Origin of the sequence: Enterobacter sp. BIGb0383 (assembly GCF_003751845.1) — a bacterium.
Lineage (GTDB): Bacteria > Pseudomonadota > Gammaproteobacteria > Enterobacterales > Enterobacteriaceae > BIGb0383.
The window spans coordinates 320,381-346,518 of sequence record NZ_RJKQ01000004.1; the positions used below are offsets into that span (position 1 = coordinate 320,381).

A 26,138-nucleotide genomic window follows, 5' to 3' on the forward strand; every position below is an offset into this window, starting at 1 on the left:
GTAACATTGAAACACTGTTGCAAAATCAGGTGAATACTATGGCCGAGCCCGCCGTCGAACCGGCGCTTAGTGGATTACGTCTCAATCTACGCATTGTCTCTATTGCCGCTTTTAACTTCGCAAGTTACCTCACAATTGGCTTACCCCTGGCGGTACTGCCCGGCTACGTCCATGACGTGATGGGTTTTAGCGCCTTCTGGGCCGGTCTGGTTATCAGTCTGCAATACTTTGCTACCCTGCTGAGCCGCCCTCATGCGGGTCGCTACGCCGATCTGCTGGGGCCGAAAAAAGTCGTTATCTTTGGCCTGTGCGGCTGCTTCCTCAGTGGCCTGAGCTACCTGCTGGCGGCGACGAGCACCCAGTTTGCGGTGCTCAGTATGGTCCTGCTCTGTGTGGGGCGTCTGATTCTGGGCGTCGGTCAGAGCTTTGCCGGAACCGGTTCTACCCTCTGGGGCGTTGGCGCGGTGGGTTCGCTGCATATTGGCCGGGTGATCTCCTGGAACGGGATTGTCACCTACGGTGCGATGGCCATTGGCGCGCCGCTGGGCGTGTTGTTTTACCAGTATGGCGGCCTGCGCGGACTGGCGCTGACCATTATGGGTGTGGCGCTGGTGGCGATTATCGCCGCGCTGCCGCGTTCGGCGGTGAAGGCCAGCAAGGGCAAGCCGATGCCGTTCAGGGCGGTGCTGGGCAGAGTGTGGCTCTACGGTATGGCGCTGGCGCTGGCTTCTGCCGGTTTCGGGGTGATCGCCACCTTTATTACTCTGTTCTACGACGCCAAAGGCTGGGACGGCGCGGCCTTTGCCCTGACGCTCTTTAGCTGCGCCTTCGTCGGCACCCGGCTATTTTTCCCCAACGGGATCAACCGTCTGGGCGGGCTGAACGTGGCGATGATCTGCTTTGTCGTAGAGATTATCGGCCTGCTGCTGGTGGGGATTGCCGCGACGCCGCTGGTGGCGAAAATCGGCACCTTCCTGGCCGGGGCCGGTTTCTCGCTGGTCTTCCCGGCGCTGGGCGTGGTGGCGGTAAAAGCGGTGCCGCAGCAGAATCAGGGCGCGGCGCTGGCGACCTATACGGTATTTATGGATTTATCGCTGGGGGTCACCGGGCCGCTGGCGGGATTGCTGATGGCCTGGGCAGGCGTGTCGGTTATCTATATGGCGGCCGCGGGGCTGGTGGCGGTAGCGCTGCTGCTGGCATGGCGGCTAAAAAAACGGCCCCCGTTGCAGGCAACGGAGGCCGGGTCTTCACCGGAGTGATCAGTTGATCGCGACGGTATTGATAATGTTTTCTGCCGTGGTCTGCGCTTCCTGCTGGTTATCCGCCGGGAGCGTGACCTGCAGGGTCAGCAGCTGGTTATCGATCTTACCCAGCACAACGGAAGAGTAGGCCGTCTGACCTTTGGCGGAGATAATGCTGTCCAGCTGCTGCAGGGTGTGGCCTTTCACCTCGATGGATTTGTTGGTCACCACCTGAAGCTGCGGGTCGCGGGCGCGCTGCTGGTCTTCCAGACGTTTTGCCAGCACTGACAGCTCTTCACTGGTATTGTCCCCGACGATAACAATCATCGCTTTCTGGCCGCTGGCGTCAGAGTAAACGTGCATATTGTTTGCCTGAGTGCCCAGCTTGCCGCTCTGATCGGTCATATCCGCCGGGAGAGAGAACGTGAGTTTACCTTCCAGCAGGGAAATCGGCTGACCGCTGGCGCTGCTTTCGGCAGAAGCCCCCTGTGCCGATGCTTTCGTGTCGCTGTTATCACAGGCTGCGAGGCCCGCAACCAGCAGGCCAATACCGACATATTTAACCAGATTGCGCATTGACTTCTTCCTTTCGATAAACGGCCATTAACGGCTCATGCGAGCATCTTATCACAACCCGTCTGGCGAACCTTTATCGGCACTGAAATGCCGGCGTTTCGGATTTATCTGCCAGCTTTTTCATCAGCATATTCAGCAGCAGGCCGTACATCGGCAGGAAGAACAGCGTGCTGATTAACACCTTGAAGCAGTAATCGACGAGTGCAATTTCCGTCCAGTGCTCGGCCATAAACGGGTCCGGACTGCGCCAAAAGGCGATGGAGAAGAAGGCTAACGTATCGCTGGCATTGCCAAGGAAGGTCGACGCGGTCGGGGCCAGCCACCAGCGCGGGCTCTGACGCAGACGGTTAAAGACGTGGACGTCGAGGATCTGCCCCAGCGCATAGGCCATAAAGCTGGCAATAGCGATACGGGCCACGAACAGGTTGAAGTTGCCCAGCGCCGCGAACCCTTGCCAGGAGCCCATATAAAACAGGGCCGAGACCACGTAAGAGATCAGCAGGGCGGGGATCATCACGGCAAAGATAATCCGCCGCGCCAGCGGTGCGCCGAAGAAACGGACGGTGAGATCGGTTGCCAGGAAGATAAAGGGGAAACTAAACGCGCCCCAGGTGGTATGAAAACCGAAAATCGACACCGGCAGCTGCACCAGATAGTTACTGGAGGTGATCACCAGCAAATGGAATAGCGACAGCCAGAACAGCGCTTTCATGCGCTGTGCAGAATTGAATTGCATCATGTTGTAGCCTTTTTGGTGGTTGGGGTGAGGGAACCCAATAAAAAACCGCTGCATAATACTGTGTGACACAGGGATTGCAACGGCTATTTTTCACGCAATCGTTAACCTGGCACAACCTGACCTTGCGTCAGGAAGCAGCCGGCGTAAACTATGGCCGTTTTTGATGACGTGAGACCACCATGACCGACCTGTTCAACAGCCCCGACCACACGCTTGATGCGCTGGGACTCCGCTGCCCGGAGCCCGTCATGATGGTACGTAAAACCGTGCGCAATATGCAGGTCGGTGAAACCCTGCTGATTCTGGCCGACGATCCGGCCACCACCCGCGATATTCCCGGCTTCTGCCGTTTTATGGATCACGAGCTGGTCGCCGAACAGTCGGAATCACTGCCTTTCCGTTATCTGCTGCGTAAAAGTCACTAAGCGCCTTTGCGCAGCAGTCGCAGCGCATTGGCCGTGACCAGCACTGTTGCCCCGGTATCCGCCAGCACCGCCAGCCACAGACCGGTGATGCCCAGCAGCGTCGTCACCAGGAAAATCGCCTTCAGTCCGAGCGCCAGGGCAATGTTCTGCCGAATATTGGCGCGGGTGGCGCGGGCCAGACTTATCATCTTCGCCAGCCCGGTCAGACGGTTATGGGTCAGGGCGGCATCGGCGGTTTCCAGCGCCACGTCGGTCCCGCTGCCCATTGCAATACCGATGGAAGCTGCCTTCATCGCCGGAGCATCGTTGATCCCATCTCCGACCATCGCCAGCGGCGACTGCTGATTCAGCGCATTCACCGCCCGCACTTTGTCGACGGGCAGCAGCCCGGCGCGGTACTCCATCCCCAGCTCTCCGGCAATGGCGGCCGCCGCACGCGGATTATCCCCGGTCAGGATCACCCCGCTGATACCCAGCTGATTCAGAGCCTGTATTGCCTCATGTGCGTCTTCGCGCAGGGTATCGCGCAGGGCCAGCAGACCCAGCGGGGTATTCTCCTGCATCACCATGACCACCGTTTGCCCGGCGCTTTCCAGCTCGCTGACCTTGTCGGCAGAGCCGTTATACGGCGACTGCTGCGGGGCGCAAATCAGCACCCGCTGACCGTCCACCTCCGCCTCAATGCCGGAACCCGGCAGGGCGCGCTGGTCGTGAGCTACCGGGATCGTCAGCTGACGCGCGCTGGCTTCACGCACGATAGCCTGGGCCAGCGGGTGGCTCGACCCCTGCTCAACGGCGGCAGCCAGCGCCAGGAGGCGTTCTTCCGTCTGACCCGCTTCCGGGATAATGGCCGTAACCTGCGGTTTCCCGACGGTCAGCGTCCCGGTTTTATCGAAGGCGACCTGGCGCACGTGGGCCAGTTGCTCCAGCGCCGCGCCGCCTTTGACCAGCGCCCCAAGACGCGCCGCTGCGGCCAGCCCGGAGGTAATCGCCGCCGGGGTTGAGATCACCAGCGCGCACGGGCAGCCGATCAGCAGCAGGGTCAGGCCTTTGTAAATCCACTCCATCCACGGCGCGGCGAACAGCAGCGGCGGCACCACGGCAACCAGTAGCGCCAGAGCCATTATGATCGGCGTGTAGACACGGCTGAAGCGATCGATAAAGCGCTCAATGGGGGCCCGGCGCTCTTCGGCTTCTTCAATCAGCCGCAGGATGCGGTCGATAGCGCTGTCACCAGGTTCTGACACCACTTCCAGCGTCACCAGACGATCGACGCTGGTGGCTCCGGCGGCGACCCGCTCCCCGCTGCTGCGTTCAACCGGGACGGATTCACCGGTCAGGGCGCTTTCATCGAAGCTGGCGAAGGAGGAGATCAGTTTCCCGTCGGCCGGCAGGCGACCGCCCGCGGCCACTTCGATGGTGTCGCCAGGACGCAGCTGCGCAATCGCGACGGTCTGCCGTTCACCGTTTATCAGACGCACGGCGGTTTCCGGTCGGAGCGCCATCAGGGCGCTGACGCCACGGCGTGCCCGACCGGCGGCCCAGCCTTCAAGCCGTTCACCGATCAGGAACAGCAGCAGGACCATCGCCGCTTCGGCGGTCGCACCGATAAACAGCGCGCCAATAGCCGCCACGCTCATCAGGGTTTCGATGGCGAACCAGCTCCCGCTTTTCATCAGGCGCAGGGCCTGGCGTGCAATCGGCCACAGCCCGACGAGCGTGGTGGCGATAAAGGCCAGATTGCCGAGAGGGTGGTTAAACCGCTCCAGCCCCCAGCTGACGGCCATCATCAGGATCAGGGCAATCAGCGGCAGGTTTTCCCGCAGCCGGGAGGTGGGCAGCGGCGCGGGCGCAGCGGTATCCCGCAGGGTATATCCCGCCTGCTGTACGGCCTGTTCTACCTGCTGGCGGATATCCTGGTCGGCATCAACAAAGAGTTTCTCGGTGGCAAACAGGACCTGAACCCGGCTGACGCCCGCAACCTGACGCACCGCATTTTCCACTTTCCTGGCGCAGGCGGCGCAGTCCATACCGGTCACAATCCAGCTATAGCGTGCGTCGTCCGGCACTGACTGTGGCTCGCTGCGATCCTCGCAGCTATCGCAGCAGGCCGCCTTTTCGGCAGCGGGCGCAAACTTCAGCGTGGCGAACTGCGGGGGACTTTTTTTATCGAATTCTGAGGTCGGCATGGTGGCCTCCGGTTAATGATAATTTTCTCATTAACCGGAGCATACACTCTGGAGTCGACTCCAGAGTCAAGACCTCATCAGAGATAAAGTGAACGCACTATCAGGAAGTGGCCGATAAAGTAACAGGCGGCGGAAATGGCGTTATCGGCCTTAAAGCGGCGGCGATAATGGCTGAACAGCCAGACAACGTTGCCGATCAGCAGCAGCACGGCACCGCAGAATGCCGACAGTGCCGGACCCGACGGCAGGAAGAACCACAGTTCACCGGCCAGCCAGACCATCACCAGGGTAATCGCAATAAAGGTGCTGACGGGTAGCCGTAGCGCCTCAAGTCGTGACCAGATGGTCGCCAGCAGCAGGGCGCCAATAATCAGCAGGACCAGCGGCAGCGGCCAGAAGAACGACAGCGTCATCTGGCTGGCAAAGTAGATGGTATAGAGCAGATGAGAAAGGAAGAAGGCACCGACGGCGTAGAGCTGCTGCTGGCGCGACAGCAGCGTTAAGGCATCGCCAATCAACGAGGCGCACAGCCCGGCGAGCACCAGATAGCTAACGGCGCTGAGCATCGGAGCCTGCCAGGCCATCAACAGCAGCAGTAATAGCGTGACCGGTTTGAACAGCCAGCGTTGCCAGGCGGGGCCACGGTAGGAGGCATCAACGTACAGCCAGGCGGAAAAACAGACGGCGATAAAAGACCAAAGCATAGTAAGTCCCTGAATCCGTTGTTGTCACATAAGCACCTTGCTTACGACTCTGTCCGGTCAGTGTAGTGTCCGGGAGTAGCAGATGACAACGGCAGACAGGGCAGACTATGCTGAATCTTGCATTTTTAGCCTTTTTTCTTCGGCGTCAGTTTTTTCTGCCACACCAGCAGTTCAAACACGCCAAACAGGAACAGCCGTGCCTTCTCAGCGTTGGTCATTTGCGGGCCGTCCGCGGGCAGCGTCGACTTGAGCAGCGCCATTTGTAAACCGTGCATCAGCACCATAAACACCAGCGCCACGTTAACGAAAATATTCAGCGGACGCGGAAAAGGTTGCACCAGGTTCAGCAGCAAAAATGCCCAGACGCCCAGCATCAGCAAACGCCCCAGATTAATCAGCATTACTCTCTCCTTGCACTTCACGGTGATAGAGCCGGTAGGCGACCTGGCCCGCCACTTTTTCGCGGTGCAGCTGCCAGCTGGCGGGGACGGGCGGCAGGCCATTTTCGACTTCGCTCTCAACGTAGATCAGCGCGTCATCCGCCAGCCAGCCGTTGCTTTCCAGCAGCGTCAGCGTCTCTTCTAACAGCCCTTTGCGAAACGGCGGATCGACAAAGACGATATCGTGCGGCGTGCCGGTCTGCGCCAGAAACGCCAGCGTATTGGTGTTGACCACCTGGGCGTTGCCTGCTTTTAGCGTAGCCAGATTTTTTTGTAACTGCTGTGCGACGCCGCGTTCCATTTCCAGCAGCGTGGCGCGGGCGGCATAGCGGGAGAGGGCTTCCAGACCCAGCGCACCGCTACCAGCAAAACAGTCCAGGCAGCGGGCATCGACCATCGACGGGGCCAGCCAGTTAAACAGGGTTTCCCGGACCCGATCCGTTGTCGGGCGCAGGCCCGGGCTGTCGGGCACCGGCAGTTTACGTCCGCGCCACTGGCCGCCAATCAGGCGGATCTGGCCGCTGGCCGCAGAAGAGGTTTTTTTCATTATTTGGTTCTCAGACCCTATGGAATGGCCGCTATTCTAACGATGACGCGCTTTAGGTGAAACCTTTGTTACATTTTGTCGATATGAAGCCCGTGGCGCGTCGTGAAGCTGATTTTCAGGCGGTGATGCGCTGCACGGAAAGTGATAGACTAACGTATTCATTCTCAAAAATTTTCAGCGTCGGTCGGCATCAGACCGGGCTGTGCCATGAAATAACAGCGAGGAGTGTGGTCGCAAATGGCGGATCAGAAAAAACGTGGCCTTTTTTCCTGGCTGGGCTTTGGTCAGAAAGAGCCTGAGCAGGTCGCTGACGAAGAACAAAAAATCGAGCAGCCGACGCCTGAACAAGAGAGCGAAAAGGCAACGCCTGAGGCTGAAGCCTTCGCTGCTGAGGTTGTTGAGGTAACGGAGCAGGTTGCAGAGGCTGAGCCGACCCCGGTCGAAGACGTGCCGGAAGCCGCTATTGTTGAGCCAGAACCGGAACCAGAGCCAGAGCCGGAACCCGAAGCGCCGGTTATCGAAGCGCAGACCGAGCTCACGCCAGAGCCGGAACCGGCTATCGAAGACGAAACGCCGATAAGCGATGAAGAGCTGGAAGAGCAGGCCCTGGCCGCAACCGCCGCCGAGGCTGCTCAGGAAGCGCTGATCGTCGCTGACGACGAGCCGGTACAGGAGCAGGAAAAGCCGACCAAAGAAGGCTTCTTTGCCCGTTTAAAACGTAGCCTGCTGAAAACAAAAGAGAATCTCGGTTCCGGATTTATCAGTCTGTTCCGTGGCAAAAAAATCGACGATGATCTCTTTGACGAGCTGGAAGAGCAGCTGTTGATTGCCGATGTAGGCGTGGAAACCACCCGCAAAATTATCACGCATCTGACCGAAACGGCCAGCCGCAAGCAGCTGAAAGACGCGGAAGCGCTCTACGGTCTGCTGAAAGAGAAAATGAGCGAGATCCTCGCCGGTGTCGATCAACCGCTGAACGTGGAAGGCAAAATGCCTTTCGTGATCCTGATGGTCGGCGTTAACGGCGTGGGGAAAACCACCACCATCGGCAAGCTGGCGCGCCAGTTTGAGCAGCAGGGTAAATCGGTGATGCTGGCCGCGGGCGATACCTTCCGTGCCGCCGCGGTTGAACAGCTCCAGGTCTGGGGACAGCGCAACAATATCCCGGTGATTGCCCAGCATACCGGCGCGGATTCCGCATCGGTGATTTTTGACGCTATTCAGGCGGCGAAGGCGCGCAAGATTGATGTGCTGATTGCCGACACCGCCGGGCGCCTGCAGAACAAAGCGCACCTGATGGAAGAGCTGAAGAAAATCGTCCGGGTGATGAAAAAGCTCGACGTTGATGCACCGCACGAAGTCATGCTGACGATTGACGCCAGCACCGGGCAGAATGCGATTAGCCAGGCCAAACTGTTCCACGAGGCCGTCGGGCTGACCGGGATTACCCTGACCAAGCTGGACGGTACTGCCAAAGGGGGGGTGATCTTCTCGGTGGCGGATCAGTTTGCTATCCCCATCCGCTATATTGGCGTGGGTGAACGTATTGAGGACTTGCGTCCGTTTAATGCGGGCGATTTTATTGAGGCGCTTTTTGCCCGAGAGGATTAACAATGATTCGCTTTGAACATGTCAGCAAAGCCTATCTCGGTGGGAGACAAGCGTTGCAGGGTGTCACTTTCCACCTGCGACAGGGCGAGATGGCGTTTCTGACCGGCCATTCTGGCGCGGGGAAAAGTACCCTGCTCAAGCTGATTTGCGGCATTGAGCGCCCGAGCGACGGCAAAATTTGGTTTGGCGGGCACGATATCAGCCGCCTGAAAAACCGCGAAGTGCCGTTCCTGCGTCGGCAGATTGGGATGATCTTTCAGGATCACCATCTGCTGATGGATCGCACGGTCTTCGACAACGTGGCGATCCCGCTGATCATTGCGGGCGCCAGCGGGGACGATATTCGTCGCCGCGTCTCGGCTGCGCTGGATAAAGTCGGGCTGCTCGACAAAGCGAAAAGTTTCCCGATCCAGCTCTCCGGGGGTGAACAGCAGCGCGTGGGTATTGCCCGTGCGGTGGTGAATAAACCGGCGGTGCTGCTGGCGGATGAACCGACCGGTAACCTGGACGATGCGCTCTCCGAGGGCATTTTGCGCCTGTTTGAAGAGTTTAACCGCGTCGGCGTGACGGTGCTGATGGCAACCCACGATATGGGGCTGATTTCGCGTCGTTCGTACCGGATGCTGAGCCTGAGCGACGGGCATTTGCATGGAGGCCTGGCCGGTGAATAAGCGCGAAGCGATGAACCATATCAAACAGTTCGGCAGCCGGTTTGACCGGATGCGTAAATCTGTCGGCGGCGACAGCAATCGTAATACGCCGAAGCGCGGCAATAAGCCGTCTTCAAATGCCGGCTCCCGGAAAACCAACGTCTTTAACGAACAGGTGCGCTACGCCTGGCAGGGCGCACTGCAGGATCTGAAAAGCAAACCCTTTGCCACCTTCCTGACGGTGATGGTGATTGCTATCTCCCTGACCCTGCCGAGCGTCTGCTATATGGTTTACAAAAACGTTAACCAGGCAGCCTCTCAGTATTATCCTTCCCCGCAGATCACCGTCTACCTCGATAAGGCGCTGGACGACGACGCGGCGGCACGGGTGGTCGGGCAGCTACAGGCGGAATCGGGCGTGGATAAGGTTAACTATCTTTCGCGCGACGAGGCGCTGGGCGAGTTCCGTAACTGGTCCGGGTTTGGTGGCGCGCTGGATATGCTGGAAGAGAACCCGCTACCTGCGGTCGCGGTGGTGGTGCCGAAGATCGACTTCCAGGGGACGCAGGAGCTGAACACCCTGCGCGATCGTATCTCGCAGGTTCAGGGCATTGACGAAGTGCGCATGGACGACAGCTGGTTTGCCCGACTGGCGGCGCTGACCGGGCTGGTTGGCCGCGTGTCGGCGATGATCGGCGTGCTGATGATTGCTGCCGTCTTCCTGGTTATTGGTAACAGCGTGCGTCTGAGTATCTTTGCCCGTCGCGATACCATCAATGTACAGAAGCTGATTGGCGCGACCGACGGCTTTATCCTGCGCCCGTTCCTCTACGGCGGCGCGCTGCTCGGCTTTTCCGGGGCATTTTTGTCGCTGATCCTGTCCGAGATTCTGGTGATGCGTCTCTCCTCGGCGGTGACCGAGGTGGCGAAGGTGTTCGGCACCCAGTTCGAGCTGAGCGGCCTGTCGTTTGACGAGTGCCTGCTTCTGTTGCTGCTGTGCTCAATGATCGGCTGGATCGCCGCCTGGCTGGCCACCGTTCAACATTTACGTCACTTTACCCCTGACTAAAAAATCTCTGTTATAATCATCCCCTGCCACGAGTTCCCTCCGGCAGGGGATGAGAAACCTGGTGTTGACCCCTTCCATCCTCCTGACTGTGTCACATTTTGTGCGTAATCTATTCACACAGTTGCATTGAACTTGTGGATAAAATCACTGTCTGATACAAAAGTGGATGCTATTCTCGTCGCTTATACGTTCTGGCATGTTAGTTGCCTGATGGGGACTGACCGCCGCCAGAAAGAAGTAATTTGAGAGGATTTGAATGACCAAAGAAATGCAAAATTTAGCCTTAGCCCCTGTCGGTAACCTGGAATCCTATATCCGGGCCGCCAACTCATGGCCGATGTTATCGGCTGATGAAGAGCGGGAGCTTGCTGAACAGCTGCATTACCAGGGCTCGCTGGAAGCAGCTAAAACGCTGATCCTGTCCCACCTGCGCTTTGTTGTTCATATTGCTCGTAACTATTCGGGCTATGGCCTGCCGCAGGCGGATCTGATTCAGGAAGGCAATATCGGCCTGATGAAAGCCGTACGCCGTTTCAACCCGGAAGTGGGTGTCCGTCTGGTCTCCTTCGCGGTGCACTGGATCAAAGCGGAAATTCACGAATACGTGCTGCGCAACTGGCGTATCGTCAAGGTTGCCACCACCAAAGCACAGCGTAAGCTGTTCTTTAACCTGCGCAAAGCCAAGCAGCGTCTGGGCTGGTTCAACCAGGATGAAGTGGAAATGGTTGCCCGCGAGCTGGGCGTGTCCAGCAAAGACGTGCGTGAAATGGAATCGCGTATGGCCGCGCAGGATATGACCTTCGACATGTCGTCTGACGATGAGTCCGACAGCCAGCCGATGGCCCCGGTGCTCTATCTGCAGGATAAGTCCTCTAACTTTGCCGACAGCATTGAAGATGACAACTGGGACGAGCAGGCGGCAAACAAACTGACCCACGCGATGAGCGGTCTGGACGAGCGTAGCCAGGCGATTATCCGCGCCCGCTGGCTGGACGAAGACAACAAGTCCACCCTGCAGGAACTGGCCGATCGCTACGGCGTGTCCGCCGAGCGCGTGCGCCAGCTCGAAAAGAACGCCATGAAAAAACTGCGCGCCGCCATCGAGGCGTAAGCGCAAGATTAACCGGTAGCCGCCGCGCTACCGGTTCTCCATTCCCCCGTTTTTAAACTCCCCACAGTTATGCCTTCTGGCAGGACCGCGTTGTCATATCTCTTTCTTTTTCACCTCCGTTCCTTGCGGCAGGAAAACGACCCCGCTGCTATGCTCAAAGTGGCTGGAGATCAGCGCGTAACGATCCAATGACGGGGAGTGCAGGGTGAAGAATAACGAATTAAATCAACGGCGCCTGCAGGCAACGCCGCGGGGTATCGGGGTGATGTGCGGGTTCTATGCTCAGCGGGCGGAAAATGCCACCCTGTGGGATGTGGAAGGGAATGAAGTCATCGATTTTGCCGCCGGGATCGCCGTGCTCAATACCGGACATCGCCATCCGCGGGTGGTTGCGGCGGTGGAGCAGCAGCTGCAGGCGTTTACCCATACCGCATACCAAATCGTGCCCTATGAGAGCTATATCGCGCTGGCTGAACGCATTAACCAGCGCGTGCCGATCTCCGGCCCGGCGAAAACCGCCTTTTTCTCTACCGGCGCGGAAGCGGTGGAAAACGCGGTGAAAATTGCCCGGACCTTCACCCGTCGGCCCGGGATCATCACCTTCGGCGGCGGTTTTCATGGCCGTACCTTTATGACCATGGCCCTGACCGGCAAAGTGGTCCCCTACAAGGTGGGCTTCGGCCCATTCCCCGGCTCGATTTTTCATGCTCAGTACCCGAACGCATTGCACGGGGTCAGTACCGAAGAGGCCCTGAAAAGCCTCGACCGTATTTTTAAAGCCGATATCGCGCCGGATCAGGTGGCCGCTATTCTGCTGGAACCGGTACAGGGTGAGGGCGGTTTCAACGTGGCGCCCGACGACTTTATTCAGGGCCTGCGGCAGCTGTGTGATACCCACGGCATCCTGCTGATTGCCGACGAAGTCCAGAGCGGGTTTGCCCGTACCGGCAAGCTATTCGCGATGGAACACTACGCCAGCAAAGCGGATCTGATCACCATGGCGAAAAGCCTGGCCGGAGGGCTGCCGCTTTCGGCCGTCGCGGGTCGCGCAGACGTGATGGATGCGCCTGCACCCGGCGGGCTGGGCGGGACCTATGCCGGTAATCCGCTGGCGATGGCTGCGGCCCACGCCGTGCTGGATGTCATTGACGAAGAGCACCTGTGCGCACGCGCTGACACGCTGGGGCAGGAGCTGGTTGAGGTGCTGACCCGGGCGCGGACAGGCTGCCCGTATCTCGCTGAGATTCGTGCGCAGGGGTCGATGGTGGCGGTGGAGTTTAACGATCCGCAGAGCGGAGAACCTTGCGCGGAGTTCACCCGTCGGGTACAGGATGCTGCCCTGCGTGAAGGGCTGCTTCTGCTGAGCTGCGGGGTCTACGGCAACGTTATCCGCTTCCTCTATCCGCTGACCATTCCTGACGCCCAGTTCCGTAAAGCGCTGGAGATTATCGCCCGTTCGCTAAGTCACTGATGGCGAAAATTGTTGTTCCAAATTCCGAAAAATGGGGTATGTTTTAGCAGAGTATGCTGCTAAGGCACGGGCGGCATCCCGGTTTACAACTATCATATGCTTCTCTTATGGCTGTAAGCAAAATAATGTGTCACACAAAAACATCACAACAAATGCAATCACCATAACAATGGGGAACCTCAGGATGAAAATGAAGGGTAAAGCGTTACTGGCAGGATGTATCGCGCTGGCGATGAGCAACATGGCACTTGCTGAAGATATCAAAGTGGCCGTGGTCGGTGCGATGTCCGGTCCGGTTGCGCAGTATGGCGATCAGGAGTTTACCGGGGCTGAGCAGGCGATTGCCGACATTAATGCCAAAGGCGGTATTAAGGGCAATAAGCTGGTCGCGGTGAAATATGACGACGCCTGTGACCCGAAACAGGCGGTCGCGGTTGCTAACAAAGTGGTTAACGACGGCATCAAATATGTAATCGGCCACCTCTGCTCCTCTTCGACTCAGCCTGCGTCTGATATCTATGAAGACGAAGGCATTCTGATGATCACGCCGGCGGCAACCGCGCCCGAGCTGACCGCTCGCGGCTATGAGCTGGTGCTGCGCACCACCGGTCTGGACTCCGACCAGGGCCCGACCGCAGCGAAATACATTCTGGACAGCGTGAAGCCGAAGCGTATCGCGGTGATCCATGACAAACAGCAGTACGGCGAAGGTCTGGCCCGTGCGGTGCAGGAAGGCCTGAAAAAAGGCGGCGCCGACGTGGTGTTCTTTGACGGTATCACCGCCGGTGAGAAAGACTTCTCCACCCTGGTTGCCCGTCTGAAGAAAGACAATATCGACTTCGTCTACTACGGCGGTTACCACCCGGAGATGGGGCAGATCCTGCGCCAGTCCCGTGCGGCCGGTCTGACAACCAAATTTATGGGGCCGGAAGGCGTGGCTAACGTTTCCCTGTCTAACATCGCAGGTGAGTCAGCGGAAGGGATGCTGGTCACCAAGCCGAAGAACTACGACCAGGTGCCGGCGAACAAACCGATTGTGGATGCCATCAAGGCGAAGAAACAGGATCCGAGCGGCGCGTTCGTGTGGACCACCTATGCCGCGCTGCAGTCTCTGCAGGCAGGCCTGGAGCAGTCAGCTGAACCGGCTGAAATCGCTAAATACCTGAAAGCCAACTCCGTCGAAACGGTAATGGGCCCGCTCTCCTGGGATGAGAAAGGCGACCTGAAAGGCTTCGAGTTTGGCGTGTTTACCTGGCATGCTGACGGCACCGCGACCGACGCGAAGTAATTTCGTTTCGCGCGTTGTATAACAGGGGCGGACCGGCAGTGATGCCGTCCGCCCTTATTGATCCAGCCGTTTTTTCCAGCCGCCCGACTGCTGCGTAAAGCCGAGCGCCTGCATAAACGCGTTCATCGCGTCATAGTCTTCAACGCCAATATCGGTCATCCACCAGGTGGTGATGTCCGGGTTATCGCGTATCAACTCTTCCAGCAAATATTGCCCGACGCCGCGACGGCGGGTGATCTCCCGCACGCGTAATGAGTCCAGCGCCCCGTGGCCGAAGCTAAGGGTGACGCGAACCGCGCCGAGCAGGCGTTCGTTAAAACGGGCGGCGTAAATGCGGTAGATGTCATCGACATCAAACGAGGCGGGAGAATACTCCGGCCATATTTTCCCCAGATCGATATGATCCTGCTCGCTAAAGTTTTCCAGACGGATAATGGTCAGTTTCATTGACGGCCCAGTCCATTTCACAATGATGACAGAAAGTGTACCCGCTTTCGGCGATGGGTGACGCCTCTTTTCAGGTCGTTTCATTAGGGGATTAATTGTGCTAGCGACGCTGGCGTAGTTTTAAACGTCACGGATCGAAAAGCAGGCAGAATTTTCCCCTAAAAGGTAGCGTTTTATTCCGTTCTTTGTACCGTTATTTTATGCTGTATCCCGGACTTTTTTTGTTTATCTTCGACGTAATACAGAATATTATCTGTGCTTAATTGGCTGAAATATAGGGGTTTTAGTCTGGTTTTTGGCAAAAAACTACGCTAAACCATTAATGACGCTGGTAAAAATAGCGTTGTGCATTAAAAGTACAGAATGCTTTTTAACCATAATAAAACAAAATATCTACACAACGAGGCCGCGTGGTTTTCCGCAGTGGCCCGTGACGTGCAGAAACGACATCACGAATGGGGATTTCACAGTATGAAAAGGAACGCGAAAGCAGTAATCGCGGGGATGGTTGCATTGGCGATTTCCCACGCGGCGATGGCGGACGATATTAAGGTGGCTATCGTTGGGGCAATGTCCGGTCCGGTTGCTCAATGGGGCGATATGGAGTTTAACGGCGCTCGCCAGGCGATTAAGGACATTAATGCCGCCGGTGGTATTAAAGGCGACAAGCTGGTCGGCGTTGAATATGACGATGCCTGCGACCCGAAACAGGCGGTTGCCGTTGCCAACAAAATCATTAATGACGGTATTCAGTACGTAATCGGCCACCTGTGCTCTTCTTCCACGCAGCCCGCTTCCGATATCTATGAAGACGAAGGCATTCTGATGATCACTCCGGGTGCGACTAACCCGGAACTGACCCAGCGCGGCTATCAGCACATTATGCGTACCGCGGGCCTTGACTCCTCCCAGGGACCCACGGCGGCGAAGTACATCGTGGAAAAAGTGAAGCCGCAGCGCGTTGCTATTATTCACGACAAACAGCAGTACGGTGAAGGCCTGGCGCGTTCCGTGCAGACCGGACTGAAAGCGGTCGGCGCTAACGTGGTGTTCTTTGACGGCATCACCGCCGGTGAGAAAGATTTCTCCGCCCTGATTGCCCGCCTGCAGAAAGAGAATATCGACTTTGTTTACTACGGCGGCTACTACCCGGAAATGGGGCAGATGCTGCGTCAGGCGCGTGCAACCGGCCTGAAAACCCAGTTTATGGGACCGGAAGGCGTGGGTAACGCCTCTCTGTCCAATATCGCGGGCGACGCGGGCGAAGGCCTGCTGGTGACCATGCCAAAACGCTATGACCAGGACCCGGCCAATAGCGCTATCGTGGCAGCCCTGAAAGCAGAGAAAAAAGATCCGAGCGGCCCGTATGTGTGGATCACCTATGCCGCAATGCAGTCTCTGGCCACCGCACTTGAGCGTGTCGACAGCCGTGAGCCGCTGGACCTGGTAAAAGATTTAAAAGCGCACGGCGCGAAAACCGTGATTGGGCCGCTGAACTGGGATGAAAAAGGCGATCTGAAAGGATTTGAATTCGGTGTCTTCCAGTGGCACGCCGACGGTTCGTCAAGCGTAGCAAAATAAGGTCGACGCAAACTGTTATCTCGCTGCTCAGGCTTCGGGCCTGAGCAGATTGCGAAAGGTTATTTTATGTCAGAGCAGTTTCTCTATTTTTTGCAGCAGATGTTTAACGGCGTAACGCTGGGAAGCACCTATGCGCTGATCGCCATCGGCTACACCATGGTGTACGGCATTATCGGCATGATCAACTTCGCCCACGGCGAGGTCTATATGATCGGCAGCTATGTCTCCTTTATGATCATCGCCGCGCTAATGATGATGGGTATCGACACCAGCTGGCTGCTGGTCGGTGCCGGCTTCGTCGGGGCGATTATTATTGCCAGTACCTACGGCTGGAGCATCGAACGGGTGGCCTACCGACCGGTGCGTAGCTCCAAGCGCCTGATTGCGCTGATTTCGGCAATCGGGATGTCCATCTTCCTGCAGAACTACGTCAGCCTGACAGAAGGTTCGCGTGATATCGCCCTGCCGAGCCTGTTTAACGGCCAGTGGGTGGTCGGCAGCAGTGAAAACTTCTCCGCCTCGATTACCACCATGCAGCTGGTTATCTGGGTCGTGACCTTCCTGGCGATGCTGGCTCTGACGCTGTTTATCCGCTACTCCCGTATGGGACGCGCCTGCCGCGCCTGTGCGGAAGACCTGAAAATGGCCAGCCTGCTCGGCATCAACACCGACCGCGTGATTTCACTGACCTTTGTGATTGGTGCCGCAATGGCAGCGGTTGCCGGGGTGCTGCTCGGCCAGTTCTACGGCGTGATTAGCCCCTATATCGGCTTTATGGCCGGGATGAAAGCCTTTACCGCAGCGGTACTGGGCGGCATCGGCAGTATCCCTGGCGCGATGATTGGCGGCCTGATCCTCGGCGTTGCCGAAGCGCTGACCTCCGCTTACTTAAGCACAGAGTATAAGGACGTGGTGTCGTTTGCCCTGCTGATTGGCGTGCTGCTGGTGATGCCGACCGGTATCCTGGGCCGTCCGGAGGTAGAGAAAGTATGAAACCGATGCATTTTGCGATGGCGCTGCTCTCTGCGGCGATCTTCTTCGTACTGGCGGGCGTCTTTATGGGCGTCCAGCTGCAGCTGGACGGCACTAAACTGGTGGTGGGTTCGGCGACCGATATCCGCTGGCAGTGGGTCTTTGTCGGCACCGCAGTGGTCTTCTTCTTCCAGCTGCTACGTCCTCTGTTCCAGAAAACCCTCAAGAACGTCTCCGGGCCGAAATTCGTTCTGCCCGCTATTGATGGCTCGACGGTTAAGCAGAAGCTGTTTCTGATTGCGCTGCTGGTGATTGCCGTCGCCTGGCCGTTTATGGTGTCGCGCGGGACGGTGGATATCGCCACACTGACGATGATTTATATCATCCTCGGCCTCGGTCTGAACGTGGTGGTAGGGCTCTCTGGCCTGCTGGTGCTGGGCTACGGCGGCTTCTATGCCATCGGTGCCTATACCTTTGCCCTGCTGAATAACTACTACGGTCTTGGCTTCTGGACCTGCCTGCCGCTGGCCGGGCTGGTATCGGCGGCGGCCGGATTCCTGCTGGGCTTCCCGGTGCTGCGTCTGCGCGGCGACTATCTGGCGATTGTGACGCTGGGCTTCGGCGAGATCGTGCGTATCCTGCTGCTGAACAATACCGAGGTGACCGGCGGCCCGAACGGTATCAGCCAGATCCCGAAACCGACCCTGTTTGGTCTGGAGTTCAGCCGTACCGCTCGCGAAGGCGGCTGGGATACCTTCAGCAACTTCTTTAACGTCAAGTACGATCCCAGCGACCGTGTCGTGTTCCTCTATCTGGTGGCGCTGCTGCTGGTTGTGCTGACCCTGTTCGTGATTAACCGTCTCCTGCGTATGCCGCTGGGTCGGGCGTGGGAAGCCCTGCGTGAAGATGAGATCGCCTGTCGTTCGCTGGGCCTCAGCCCGACGCGTATCAAGCTGACCGCCTTTACCATCAGCGCCGCCTTTGCCGGTTTTGCCGGGACGCTGTTTGCTGCCCGTCAGGGCTTTGTCAGCCCGGAATCCTTCACCTTCGCCGAATCTGCCTTTGTGCTGGCGATTGTGGTGCTGGGCGGTATGGGCTCGCAGTTCGCGGTGATTCTGGCGGCAGTATTGCTGGTGGTATCGCGTGAGCTGATGCGCGACTTCAATGAGTACAGCATGCTGATGCTGGGTGGTCTGATGGTGCTGATGATGATCTGGCGTCCGCAGGGTCTGCTGCCGATGACCCGTCCGCAGCTGAAGCTGAAGGCCGGGCAAGCAAAAGGAGAGCAGGCATGAGCCAGCCATTATTATCCGTCAGCGGCCTGATGATGCGCTTTGGCGGCCTGCTGGCCGTCAATAACGTCTCTCTGGAGCTGCGTGCGCAGGAGATTGTTTCCCTGATTGGCCCTAACGGCGCCGGGAAAACCACGGTATTTAACTGCCTGACCGGCTTCTATAAGCCGACCGGCGGCACCATTATGCTGCGTGACCAGCACCTGGAAGGGCTGCCGGGGCAGCAGATTGCCCGTATGGGCGTGGTGCGTACCTTCCAGCACGTGCGTCTGTTCCGCGAAATGACGGTGATTGAGAACCTGCTGGTGGCGCAACACCAGCATCTGAAAACCGGCGTCTTCTCCGGCCTGCTAAAGACCCCGGCGTTTCGTCGGGCGCAGGATGAAGCCCTCGACAGAGCCGCGACCTGGCTGGACCGTATTGGTTTGTTAGCGCACGCTAACCGTCAGGCCAGCAATCTGGCTTATGGTGACCAGCGTCGTCTGGAGATCGTTCGCTGTATGGTGACCCAGCCGGAAATCCTGATGCTCGATGAACCGGCTGCGGGCCTGAACCCGAAAGAGACCAAAGAGTTGGACGAGCTGATTGTTGAGCTGCGTGACCACCACAACACCTCTATCCTGCTGATTGAGCACGATATGAAGCTGGTGATGGGCATTTCCGACCGCATTTATGTGGTCAATCAGGGAACGCCGCTGGCCAACGGTACGCCGGAAGAGATTCGTAATAACCCGGATGTGATCCGCGCGTATCTGGGCGAGGCATAAGATGGAAAATGTAATGCTGTCTTTTGACAAAGTAAGCGCCCACTACGGCAAGATTCAGGCGCTGCACGAGGTAAGCCTGCATATCAATCAGGGTGAGATCGTGACCCTGATTGGCGCCAACGGCGCGGGCAAAACCACCCTGCTGGGCACGCTCTGCGGTGACCCGCGTGCGACCAGCGGCCGGATCGTGTTTGACGGTAAGGACATTACCGACTGGCAAACGGCGAAGATCATGCGCGAAGCGGTCGCCATCGTGCCGGAAGGCCGTCGCGTCTTCTCCCGTATGACGGTGGAAGAGAACCTGGCGATGGGCGGCTTCTTTGCCGAACGTGACCAGTTCCAGCAGCGTATCGAGCGCGTCTATGACCTGTTCCCGCGTCTGAAAGAACGTCGTATCCAGCGTGCGGGCACCATGTCCGGCGGTGAACAGCAGATGCTGGCAATTGGCCGTGCTCTGATGAGCCAGCCGCGCCTGCTGCTGCTGGATGAGCCGTCCCTGGGCCTGGCCCCGATCATTATCCAGCAGATCTTCGACACCATCGAACAGCTGCGTGAAGAGGGGATGACCATCTTCCTCGTCGAGCAGAACGCCAACCAGGCGCTGAAGCTCGCCGACCGTGGCTACGTGCTGGAAAACGGCCACGTGGTGCTGGAAGATACCGGAGACGCGCTGCTGGCGAACGAGGCGGTAAGAAGCGCGTACTTAGGCGGTTAGTATTCCAAAGTTGAAAAAGGAGCCGAAAGGCTCCTTTTTTGTACGCTATAGTTGTACAATTAAGATGTACAGCATTTCCGGGAGGACCTATGCGCACTATGAATTACAGCGAAGCCCGGCAAAATCTGGCGGAAGCGCTGGATACGGCAACAACGGGTACGCCCGTTACTATTACTCGCCGTGGGCATAAATCGGCGGTAATTATCAGCTCGGAAGAGTTTGAACGTTATCAGGCGGCCAGGATGGACGCAGAGTTTGCTGCAATCATGGCGATTCATGGTAATGAGATTCGAGAACTGGCGGATAAATGACAATACAGTTTATCTCAGCGGAAGAGATAATCCGTTTTCACGATCGGCTTCTAAGTGTGACGCCGGGTGTTGCGGGAATGCCCGAGCCTGGACGTGCCGAAGCGTTATTGTTCCGCGTTCTTAATCAGTATCTATATGAAGGTGTCACGGATATCTGGCAGCTTGCGGCTATGCATCTGCTGGCGATTTCTCGTGGACATATTTTTAACGACGGCAATAAACGTACTGCGCTGTTTATTACTTTGCTGTTCCTCAAACGTAATAATATCGATCTGGTGGCTAACCCTGGTTTTGTTGACCTGACGGTTGATGCTGCAGCGGGTAAACTGTCGCTGGATGAGATAGCTATTCGCCTGCGCGGATAACCCCGCCATTTTTCCGTCACCTTTCCATCACGTTACTATCATCCCCTCGCCATCTTCCTGACGCCTGGCTGTCATCGTTTTGTAATTAAAAGGTTATTTTTCTGTCATTCGAGCATGTCATGTTACCTCGCGAGCATCAAACGCGTGATTTCGCGCATCCGGCACAACAAGAGAGATAACCGAATGAAATCGTTACGACATACAGCTTTAGGCATGGCATTAACGCTGGCATTTGCAGGCAATGCGATGGCCGTTACCTCCATTCCGTTCTGGCACTCTATGGAAGGTGAGTTAGGCAAAGAAGTTGACTCCCTGGCGCAACGTTTTAACGCGGCCAACCCGGATTACAAAATTGTGCCGGTGTACAAAGGCAACTACGAGCAGAGCCTGAGCGCGGGCATTGCGGCGTTCCGTACCGGTAACGCCCCGGCGATGCTGCAGGTATACGAAGTCGGCACCGCCACCATGATGGCGTCTAAGGCGATCAAGCCGGTGTATGAAGTCTTCAGCGATGCGGGCATCAAGTTTGACGAATCCCAGTTTGTTCCGACCGTGTCTGGTTACTACACCGACTCTAAAACGGGTCACCTGCTGTCCCAGCCGTTCAACAGCTCCACGCCGGTGCTGTACTACAACAAAGACGCCTTCAAAAAAGCCGGTTTAGATCCGGAGCAGCCGCCGAAAACCTGGCAGGACCTGGCCGCCTATACCGCGAAGCTGAAAGCAGCAGGCATGAAGTGTGGTTACGCCAGCGGCTGGCAGGGCTGGATCCAGATTGAAAACTTCAGCGCCTGGCACGGTCTGCCGGTTGCGACGAAAAACAACGGCTTTGACGGCACCGATGCGGTTCTGGAGTTCAACAAACCTGAGCAGGTGAAACATATCGCCATGCTGCAGGAACTGAACAAGAAGGGCGATTTCAGCTACTTCGGTCGTAAAGACGAATCCACCGAGAAGTTCTACAGCGGCGACTGCGCCATCACCACCGCCTCTTCCGGTTCGCTGGCCGATATTCGCCAGTACGCCAAATTTAACTACGGCGTGGGCATGATGCCTTACGACGCAGACGTTAAAGGTGCACCGCAGAACGCCATTATCGGCGGAGCGAGCCTGTGGGTTATGCAGGGCAAAGACAAGCCGACCTATACCGGCGTGGCGAAGTTCCTCGAGTTCCTGGCTAAACCGGAAAATGCTGCTGAATGGCACCAGAAAACCGGCTATCTGCCGATCACGACCGCAGCGTACGATCTGACCCGCGAGCAGGGCTTCTATGATAAGAACCCGGGTGCCGATATCGCGACTCGTCAGATGCTGAACAAGCCGCCGTTGCCGTTCACCAAAGGCCTGCGCCTGGGCAATATGCCGCAGATCCGTACCATCGTTGATGAAGAGCTGGAAAGCGTATGGACCGGTAAGAAAACCCCGCAGCAGGCGCTGGATACCGCCGTTGAGCGTGGTAATCAGCTGCTGCGTCGCTTCGAGCAGTCCACTAAGTCGTAATCTTTCTTACCCTCACTCCGGCCCTCGTCCCGAGGGATCGGGGTGAGGGCATATCTAACGCTGAGCCTAACTATGTCATCATCCCGTCCGGTATTCCGCTCGCGCTGGCTGCCCTACCTGCTGGTCGCGCCGCAGCTGGTCATCACTGTTATCTTCTTTATCTGGCCCGCGGGCGAAGCGCTGTGGTACTCACTGCAAAGCGTTGATCCTTTTGGCCTTTCCAGCCAGTTTGTCGGCCTGGATAACTTCGTGGCGCTGTTCCACGACAGCTACTATCTCGACTCTTTCTGGACCACCATTAAATTCAGCACCCTGGTGACCGTCAGCGGCCTGCTGTCGTCCCTGTTCTTTGCCGCGCTGGTGGATTATGTGGTGCGCGGCAGCCGCATGTATCAAACGCTGATGCTGCTGCCCTACGCCGTTGCGCCCGCCGTTGCTGCGGTACTGTGGATTTTCCTGTTTAACCCAGGACGCGGCCTGATAACCCACCTGCTGGAGCAGTTCGGCTATGACTGGAACCATGCTCAGAACAGCGGGCAGGCCATGTTCCTGGTGGTGTTTGCGTCGGTCTGGAAGCAGATTAGTTACAACTTCCTGTTCTTCTTTGCCGCGCTGCAGTCGATTCCCCGTTCGCTGGTGGAAGCTGCCGCGATGGACGGTGCCGGACCGGTACGCCGCTTCTTTAAGCTGTCGCTGCCGCTGATTGCGCCGGTCAGCTTCTTCCTGCTGGTGGTTAACCTGGTCTACGCCTTCTTTGATACCTTCCCGGTGATTGACGCCGCGACGGCCGGTGGCCCGGTACAGGCGACCACGACGCTTATCTACAAAATTTACCGCGAAGGCTTTGCCGGACTGGATCTGTCGGCCTCTGCTGCGCAGTCGGTGATCCTGATGGGGCTGGTGATTGTGTTGACGGTGGTTCAGTTCCGCTATGTGGAAAGTAAGGTGCGTTACCAATGATTGAGAACCGTCGCGGGCTGACCATTTTCAGCCATCTGATGCTGATCCTCGGGATCGCCGTCATTCTGTTTCCGCTGTACGTCGCCTTTGTGGCGGCGACGCTGGACAACCAGGCGGTGTATGACACGCCGATGACCCTGATCCCCGGTGGTCATCTGCTGGAAAATATGAAGACCATCTGGCTCCAGGGCGTGGGTGCGAACAGCGCGCCGTTCTGGCTGATGCTGTTTAACAGCTTTGTGATGGCCTTCGGGATCACCGTCGGCAAAATCACCGTCTCGATGCTGTCGGCCTTTGCCATTGTCTGGTTCCGTTTTCCGCTGCGTAACCTCTTCTTCTGGATGATTTTTATCACCCTGATGCTGCCGGTTGAAGTGCGTATTTTCCCGACGGTAGAGGTCATCGCCAACCTTAATATGCTCGACAGCTACACCGGCCTGACGCTGCCGCTGATGGCGTCGGCCACCGCCACCTTCCTGTTCCGCCAGTTCTTTATGACGCTGCCGGACGAGCTGATTGAAGCCGCCAGGATTGACGGCGCCTCGCCGATGCGCTTTTTCCGCGACATCGTCCTGCCGCTGTCAAAAACCAATCTTGCGGCGCTGTTTGTGATCACCTTTATCTACGGCTGGAACCAGTACCTGTGGCCGCTGCTGATCGTCAGCGACGTCAACCTCGGGACGGCGGTCGCCGGGATTAAGGGCATGATCTCCGCCGGTGAAGGCACCACGGCCTGGAACCAGGTGATGGCGGCGATGCTGCTGACCCTGATCCCACCGGTCATTATCGTATTAGCAATGCAGCGCGCCTTTGTGCGTGGCCTGGTAGACAGTGAGAAATAGTATATGGCCGGATTAAAATTACAGGCAGTAGCGAAGAGCTGGGACAACGGGAAAACCCAGGTGATTCAGCCGCTGACGCTCGACGTTGCCGACGGCGAATTTATCGTGATGGTGGGCCCGTCGGGCTGCGGAAAATCGACCCTGCTGCGTATGGTGGCCGGGCTGGAGCGCGTGACCAGCGGTGATATCTGGATTGACCGTCAGCGGGTGACGGAGATGGAACCCAAAGAGCGCGGTATTGCTATGGTCTTCCAGAATTACGCCCTCTATCCGCATATGAGCGTGGAAGAGAACATGGCCTGGGGCCTGAAAATTCGCGGTATGGGCAAGGTGCATATCGCCGAGCGCGTGCAGGAAGCGGCAAGGATTCTGGAGCTGGACGGTCTGCTTAAGCGTCGCCCGCGTGAGCTTTCCGGTGGCCAGCGTCAGCGTGTGGCCATGGGCCGTGCGATTGTGCGCGATCCGGCAGTATTCCTGTTCGATGAACCGCTCTCTAACCTCGACGCCAAGCTGCGCGTGCAGATGCGTCTGGAGCTGCAACAGCTACACCGTCGTCTGAAAACCACGTCGCTGTATGTGACCCACGATCAGGTGGAAGCCATGACTCTCGCCCAGCGGGTAATGGTGATGAACAAAGGCGTGGCGGAGCAGATCGGTACCCCGGTCGAAGTGTATGAAAAGCCCGCCAGCCGTTTTGTGGCGAGCTTTATCGGCAGTCCGGCCATGAACTTGCTGGAAGGGCGTATCAGCGACGACGGCGCGCACTTTGATCTGGGAAGCGGGATGGCGCTGCCGATTAACTGGAATTACCGTAACCTCGCCGGGCGAAAAATGACGCTGGGTATTCGCCCGGAACATATTGGGTTAAGCTCTCAGGCTGCAGGCGGTATCCCGCTGGTGATGGATACGCTGGAGATGCTGGGCGCCGATAATCTGGCGCACGGTCGCTGGGGCGAGCAGAAAATGGTGGTCCGACTGGCACACCAGGAGCGCCCGGCGGCAGGCACCACCCTGTGGCTGCATCTTCCGGAAAACCACCTGCACCTCTTTGACGGTGAAACAGGACAACGTGTATGAGCAACTGGCCTTATCCGCATATTGTCGCCCATCGGGGCGGCGGCAAACGGGCGCCTGAAAATACGCTGGCGGCTATCGACATGGGTGCGCACTACGGCCACGCCATGATCGAATTTGACGTTAAATTATCGAAAGATGGTTACATCTTCCTGCTTCATGACGACAACCTCGAACGCACCAGCAATGGCTGGGGCGTCGCGGGCGACCTGTTATGGAATGACCTGCTGAGGGTCGATGCCGGGAGCTGGTTTAGCGGTGAATTTAAAGGCGAGCAGCTGCCGCTGCTTTCTGACGTTGCGATGCGCTGCCGTGAGCACGGGATGATGGCCAATATCGAAATTAAACCCACGACCGGTACCGGGCCGCATACGGGGAACGTGGTTGCCCGGGCAGCGCGTGAACTGTGGCGCGGGATGCCTGCGCCGCTGCTCTCTTCTTTTGAGATTGATGCGCTGGAAGCGGCACATCAGGCTGCACCGGAGTTGCCGCGCGGTCTGTTGCTGGATGAGTGGCGGGATGACTGGCGTGAGTTAACGGATCGCCTCGAGTGCGTCTCTATCCACCTGAATCATCAGCTGCTGGACGAGGCACGCGTCGCAATGCTGAAGGACGCCGGTCTGCGTATTCTGGTCTATACCGTCAATCAGCCCCGCCGTGCGGCAGAGCTGTTGACCTGGGGCGTGGACTGCATCTGTACCGATAACATCGATGAGATCGGCCCGGATTTCCGCCCTTAAGGATTAAGCGGTACGGTCTGCGGCTTTTTCAGCATATCGCCGTTGTGCCTTTCCTGCAGCAGATGCTGCTGACCGGTGGCGCGCTCAGTGGACGTCAGCAACCCTTTGCCGTTGTTGGGCAGCGGCTGCAGGTTGCCCGGCTGGGCCTGCTGAATACGCTGGGTATTGCTATTGAGCTGCGTCTGTAGATGCTGCTGCTGAAGCTGCGTCTGACTCTGCATCTGCTGTTTCAGCATGCCCTGCTGCTGGCTTTGCTGATTCAGCATCTGGGTCTGCATTCGCTGCTGGCTGGGGTTCTGGTAGCCCGGCAGATTAGGGTTATTGGTGGTGTTCAGCGGCTGTGCCAGGCCCGCGAAGGGCACCAGCGCGGCCAAAAGTAAGAGTCGTTTCATCATTTTCTCCTCCCGTCAGGGATAGCTTAAGTTTACCCCTTTTCCATCGACAGCATGTTTTTTTAGGAGTTGTGCACCAGGCTTATACGGGGACTGTAGCCCATAGCTCTGGAGAACAA

The 26,138-nt window shown here is 57.7% G+C and carries 28 protein-coding genes; 20 read left to right on the forward strand and 8 right to left on the reverse strand.

Annotated features, from left to right (window positions below):
* Nucleotides 1-38 precede the first annotated feature (38 nt).
* Nucleotides 39-1,259 carry an MFS transporter gene (locus EDF81_RS19475; protein WP_123349815.1) on the forward strand — a complete coding sequence of 407 codons (1,221 nt, stop codon included), beginning with the start codon at nt 39-41 and terminating at the stop codon, nt 1,257-1,259.
* On the opposite strand, the gene EDF81_RS19480 is transcribed toward EDF81_RS19475, so the two are convergent.
* A complete protein-coding gene (locus tag EDF81_RS19480; protein ID WP_123349816.1) occupies nt 1,260-1,817 on the reverse strand; it encodes a DcrB family lipoprotein in 558 nt (185 codons plus the stop codon). It abuts the gene before it with no gap.
* Nucleotides 1,818-1,890: 73 nt separating this feature from the next.
* The gene (locus EDF81_RS19485) at nt 1,891-2,556 is read right to left on the reverse strand and encodes a 7-cyano-7-deazaguanine/7-aminomethyl-7-deazaguanine transporter (RefSeq protein ID WP_123349817.1); all 666 of its coding nucleotides are present in this window, start codon (nt 2,554-2,556) and stop codon (nt 1,891-1,893) included.
* Nucleotides 2,557-2,735: 179 nt separating this feature from the next.
* Between EDF81_RS19485 and tusA the strand changes: the two genes are divergently transcribed.
* The gene (gene tusA / locus EDF81_RS19490) at nt 2,736-2,981 is read left to right on the forward strand and encodes a sulfurtransferase TusA (RefSeq protein WP_123349818.1); all 246 of its coding nucleotides are present in this window, start codon (nt 2,736-2,738) and stop codon (nt 2,979-2,981) included.
* Here the strand turns inward: tusA and zntA are convergent.
* The 4 genes from zntA to rsmD all read right to left on the reverse strand — a co-directional run bounded on the left by zntA (nt 2,978) and on the right by rsmD (nt 6,861).
* Nucleotides 2,978-5,170, reverse strand: a complete 2,193-nt coding sequence (gene zntA / locus EDF81_RS19495; RefSeq protein ID WP_123349819.1) for a Zn(II)/Cd(II)/Pb(II) translocating P-type ATPase ZntA — start codon at nt 5,168-5,170, stop codon at nt 2,978-2,980. The two genes, tusA and zntA, sit on opposite strands and share 4 nt — an antisense overlap.
* Nucleotides 5,171-5,247: 77 nt before the next feature.
* Nucleotides 5,248-5,874, reverse strand: a complete 627-nt coding sequence (locus tag EDF81_RS19500; RefSeq protein ID WP_123349820.1) for a lysoplasmalogenase — start codon at nt 5,872-5,874, stop codon at nt 5,248-5,250.
* A 125-nt stretch (nt 5,875-5,999) separates the two neighbouring features.
* A complete protein-coding gene (locus EDF81_RS19505; protein ID WP_123349821.1) occupies nt 6,000-6,275 on the reverse strand; it encodes a DUF1145 family protein in 276 nt (91 codons plus the stop codon).
* Nucleotides 6,265-6,861 carry a 16S rRNA (guanine(966)-N(2))-methyltransferase gene (gene rsmD, locus EDF81_RS19510; protein ID WP_123349822.1) on the reverse strand — a complete coding sequence of 199 codons (597 nt, stop codon included), beginning with the start codon at nt 6,859-6,861 and terminating at the stop codon, nt 6,265-6,267. Before rsmD ends, EDF81_RS19505 begins: the two co-directional genes overlap by 11 nt.
* A gap of 237 nt (nt 6,862-7,098) precedes the next feature.
* Here rsmD and ftsY point away from each other — a divergent pair, with 237 nt between their 5' ends.
* The 6 genes from ftsY (at nt 7,099) to EDF81_RS19540 (ending at nt 14,061) form a co-directional block, all read left to right on the forward strand.
* Nucleotides 7,099-8,472, forward strand: a complete 1,374-nt coding sequence (ftsY, locus tag EDF81_RS19515; protein WP_123349823.1) for a signal recognition particle-docking protein FtsY — start codon at nt 7,099-7,101, stop codon at nt 8,470-8,472.
* Nucleotides 8,473-8,474: 2 nt separating this feature from the next.
* On the forward strand, nt 8,475-9,143 hold the full coding sequence (gene ftsE, locus EDF81_RS19520; protein ID WP_123349824.1) for a cell division ATP-binding protein FtsE: 669 nt from the start codon (nt 8,475-8,477) through the stop codon (nt 9,141-9,143).
* Nucleotides 9,136-10,191, forward strand: a complete 1,056-nt coding sequence (gene ftsX / locus EDF81_RS19525) for a permease-like cell division protein FtsX (protein ID WP_123349944.1) — start codon at nt 9,136-9,138, stop codon at nt 10,189-10,191. Before ftsE ends, ftsX begins: the two co-directional genes overlap by 8 nt.
* 256 nt (nt 10,192-10,447) lie before the next feature.
* Nucleotides 10,448-11,302, forward strand: a complete 855-nt coding sequence (rpoH, locus tag EDF81_RS19530) for an RNA polymerase sigma factor RpoH (RefSeq protein ID WP_123349825.1) — start codon at nt 10,448-10,450, stop codon at nt 11,300-11,302.
* A 205-nt stretch (nt 11,303-11,507) separates the two neighbouring features.
* Nucleotides 11,508-12,773 carry a 4-aminobutyrate--2-oxoglutarate transaminase gene (locus EDF81_RS19535; protein WP_123349826.1) on the forward strand — a complete coding sequence of 422 codons (1,266 nt, stop codon included), beginning with the start codon at nt 11,508-11,510 and terminating at the stop codon, nt 12,771-12,773.
* Nucleotides 12,774-12,957: 184 nt separating this feature from the next.
* The gene (locus EDF81_RS19540) at nt 12,958-14,061 is read left to right on the forward strand and encodes a branched-chain amino acid ABC transporter substrate-binding protein (protein ID WP_148049946.1); all 1,104 of its coding nucleotides are present in this window, start codon (nt 12,958-12,960) and stop codon (nt 14,059-14,061) included.
* A 54-nt stretch (nt 14,062-14,115) separates the two neighbouring features.
* On the opposite strand, the gene panM is transcribed toward EDF81_RS19540, so the two are convergent.
* The gene (panM, locus tag EDF81_RS19545) at nt 14,116-14,508 is read right to left on the reverse strand and encodes an aspartate 1-decarboxylase autocleavage activator PanM (protein ID WP_123349828.1); all 393 of its coding nucleotides are present in this window, start codon (nt 14,506-14,508) and stop codon (nt 14,116-14,118) included.
* Nucleotides 14,509-14,979: 471 nt separating this feature from the next.
* Here panM and livK point away from each other — a divergent pair, with 471 nt between their 5' ends.
* The 12 genes from livK (at nt 14,980) to ugpQ (ending at nt 25,627) form a co-directional block, all read left to right on the forward strand.
* On the forward strand, nt 14,980-16,089 hold the full coding sequence (livK, locus tag EDF81_RS19555; RefSeq protein WP_123349945.1) for a high-affinity branched-chain amino acid ABC transporter substrate-binding protein LivK: 1,110 nt from the start codon (nt 14,980-14,982) through the stop codon (nt 16,087-16,089).
* A gap of 66 nt (nt 16,090-16,155) precedes the next feature.
* Nucleotides 16,156-17,082 carry a high-affinity branched-chain amino acid ABC transporter permease LivH gene (livH, locus tag EDF81_RS19560; protein WP_123349829.1) on the forward strand — a complete coding sequence of 309 codons (927 nt, stop codon included), beginning with the start codon at nt 16,156-16,158 and terminating at the stop codon, nt 17,080-17,082.
* Nucleotides 17,079-18,356 carry a high-affinity branched-chain amino acid ABC transporter permease LivM gene (locus EDF81_RS19565; RefSeq protein WP_123349830.1) on the forward strand — a complete coding sequence of 426 codons (1,278 nt, stop codon included), beginning with the start codon at nt 17,079-17,081 and terminating at the stop codon, nt 18,354-18,356. Before livH ends, EDF81_RS19565 begins: the two co-directional genes overlap by 4 nt.
* The gene (gene livG / locus EDF81_RS19570; protein WP_123349831.1) at nt 18,353-19,120 is read left to right on the forward strand and encodes a high-affinity branched-chain amino acid ABC transporter ATP-binding protein LivG; all 768 of its coding nucleotides are present in this window, start codon (nt 18,353-18,355) and stop codon (nt 19,118-19,120) included. The genes EDF81_RS19565 and livG overlap by 4 nt, the downstream gene beginning before the upstream one ends.
* 1 nt (nt 19,121) lies before the next feature.
* On the forward strand, nt 19,122-19,835 hold the full coding sequence (gene livF / locus EDF81_RS19575; protein ID WP_123349832.1) for a high-affinity branched-chain amino acid ABC transporter ATP-binding protein LivF: 714 nt from the start codon (nt 19,122-19,124) through the stop codon (nt 19,833-19,835).
* Between the two features lie 89 nt (nt 19,836-19,924).
* Nucleotides 19,925-20,146 (forward strand): type II toxin-antitoxin system Phd/YefM family antitoxin, encoded by a 222-nt coding sequence (locus EDF81_RS19580; RefSeq protein ID WP_123349833.1) that lies wholly within the window; start codon nt 19,925-19,927, stop codon nt 20,144-20,146.
* Nucleotides 20,143-20,511, forward strand: a complete 369-nt coding sequence (locus tag EDF81_RS19585) for a type II toxin-antitoxin system death-on-curing family toxin (RefSeq protein WP_123349834.1) — start codon at nt 20,143-20,145, stop codon at nt 20,509-20,511. Before EDF81_RS19580 ends, EDF81_RS19585 begins: the two co-directional genes overlap by 4 nt.
* Before the next feature lie 183 nt (nt 20,512-20,694).
* Nucleotides 20,695-22,011, forward strand: a complete 1,317-nt coding sequence (gene ugpB, locus EDF81_RS19590) for a sn-glycerol-3-phosphate ABC transporter substrate-binding protein UgpB (RefSeq protein ID WP_123349835.1) — start codon at nt 20,695-20,697, stop codon at nt 22,009-22,011.
* Between the two features lie 72 nt (nt 22,012-22,083).
* Nucleotides 22,084-22,971 (forward strand): sn-glycerol-3-phosphate ABC transporter permease UgpA, encoded by an 888-nt coding sequence (gene ugpA / locus EDF81_RS19595; RefSeq protein ID WP_123349836.1) that lies wholly within the window; start codon nt 22,084-22,086, stop codon nt 22,969-22,971.
* Nucleotides 22,968-23,813 carry a sn-glycerol-3-phosphate ABC transporter permease UgpE gene (ugpE, locus tag EDF81_RS19600; RefSeq protein ID WP_123349837.1) on the forward strand — a complete coding sequence of 282 codons (846 nt, stop codon included), beginning with the start codon at nt 22,968-22,970 and terminating at the stop codon, nt 23,811-23,813. Before ugpA ends, ugpE begins: the two co-directional genes overlap by 4 nt.
* 3 nt (nt 23,814-23,816) lie before the next feature.
* Nucleotides 23,817-24,890, forward strand: coding sequence for a sn-glycerol-3-phosphate import ATP-binding protein UgpC (locus EDF81_RS19605; RefSeq protein WP_123349838.1), 1,074 nt, complete (start codon nt 23,817-23,819; stop codon nt 24,888-24,890).
* The gene (gene ugpQ, locus EDF81_RS19610) at nt 24,887-25,627 is read left to right on the forward strand and encodes a glycerophosphodiester phosphodiesterase (protein ID WP_123349839.1); all 741 of its coding nucleotides are present in this window, start codon (nt 24,887-24,889) and stop codon (nt 25,625-25,627) included. The genes EDF81_RS19605 and ugpQ overlap by 4 nt, the downstream gene beginning before the upstream one ends.
* Here ugpQ and EDF81_RS19615 read toward each other — a convergent pair.
* Nucleotides 25,624-26,019: a DUF2756 family protein gene (locus EDF81_RS19615; RefSeq protein WP_123349840.1), complete on the reverse strand. Its 396-nt coding sequence runs from the start codon at nt 26,017-26,019 to the stop codon at nt 25,624-25,626. The two genes, ugpQ and EDF81_RS19615, sit on opposite strands and share 4 nt — an antisense overlap.
* Nucleotides 26,020-26,138 lie beyond the last annotated feature (119 nt).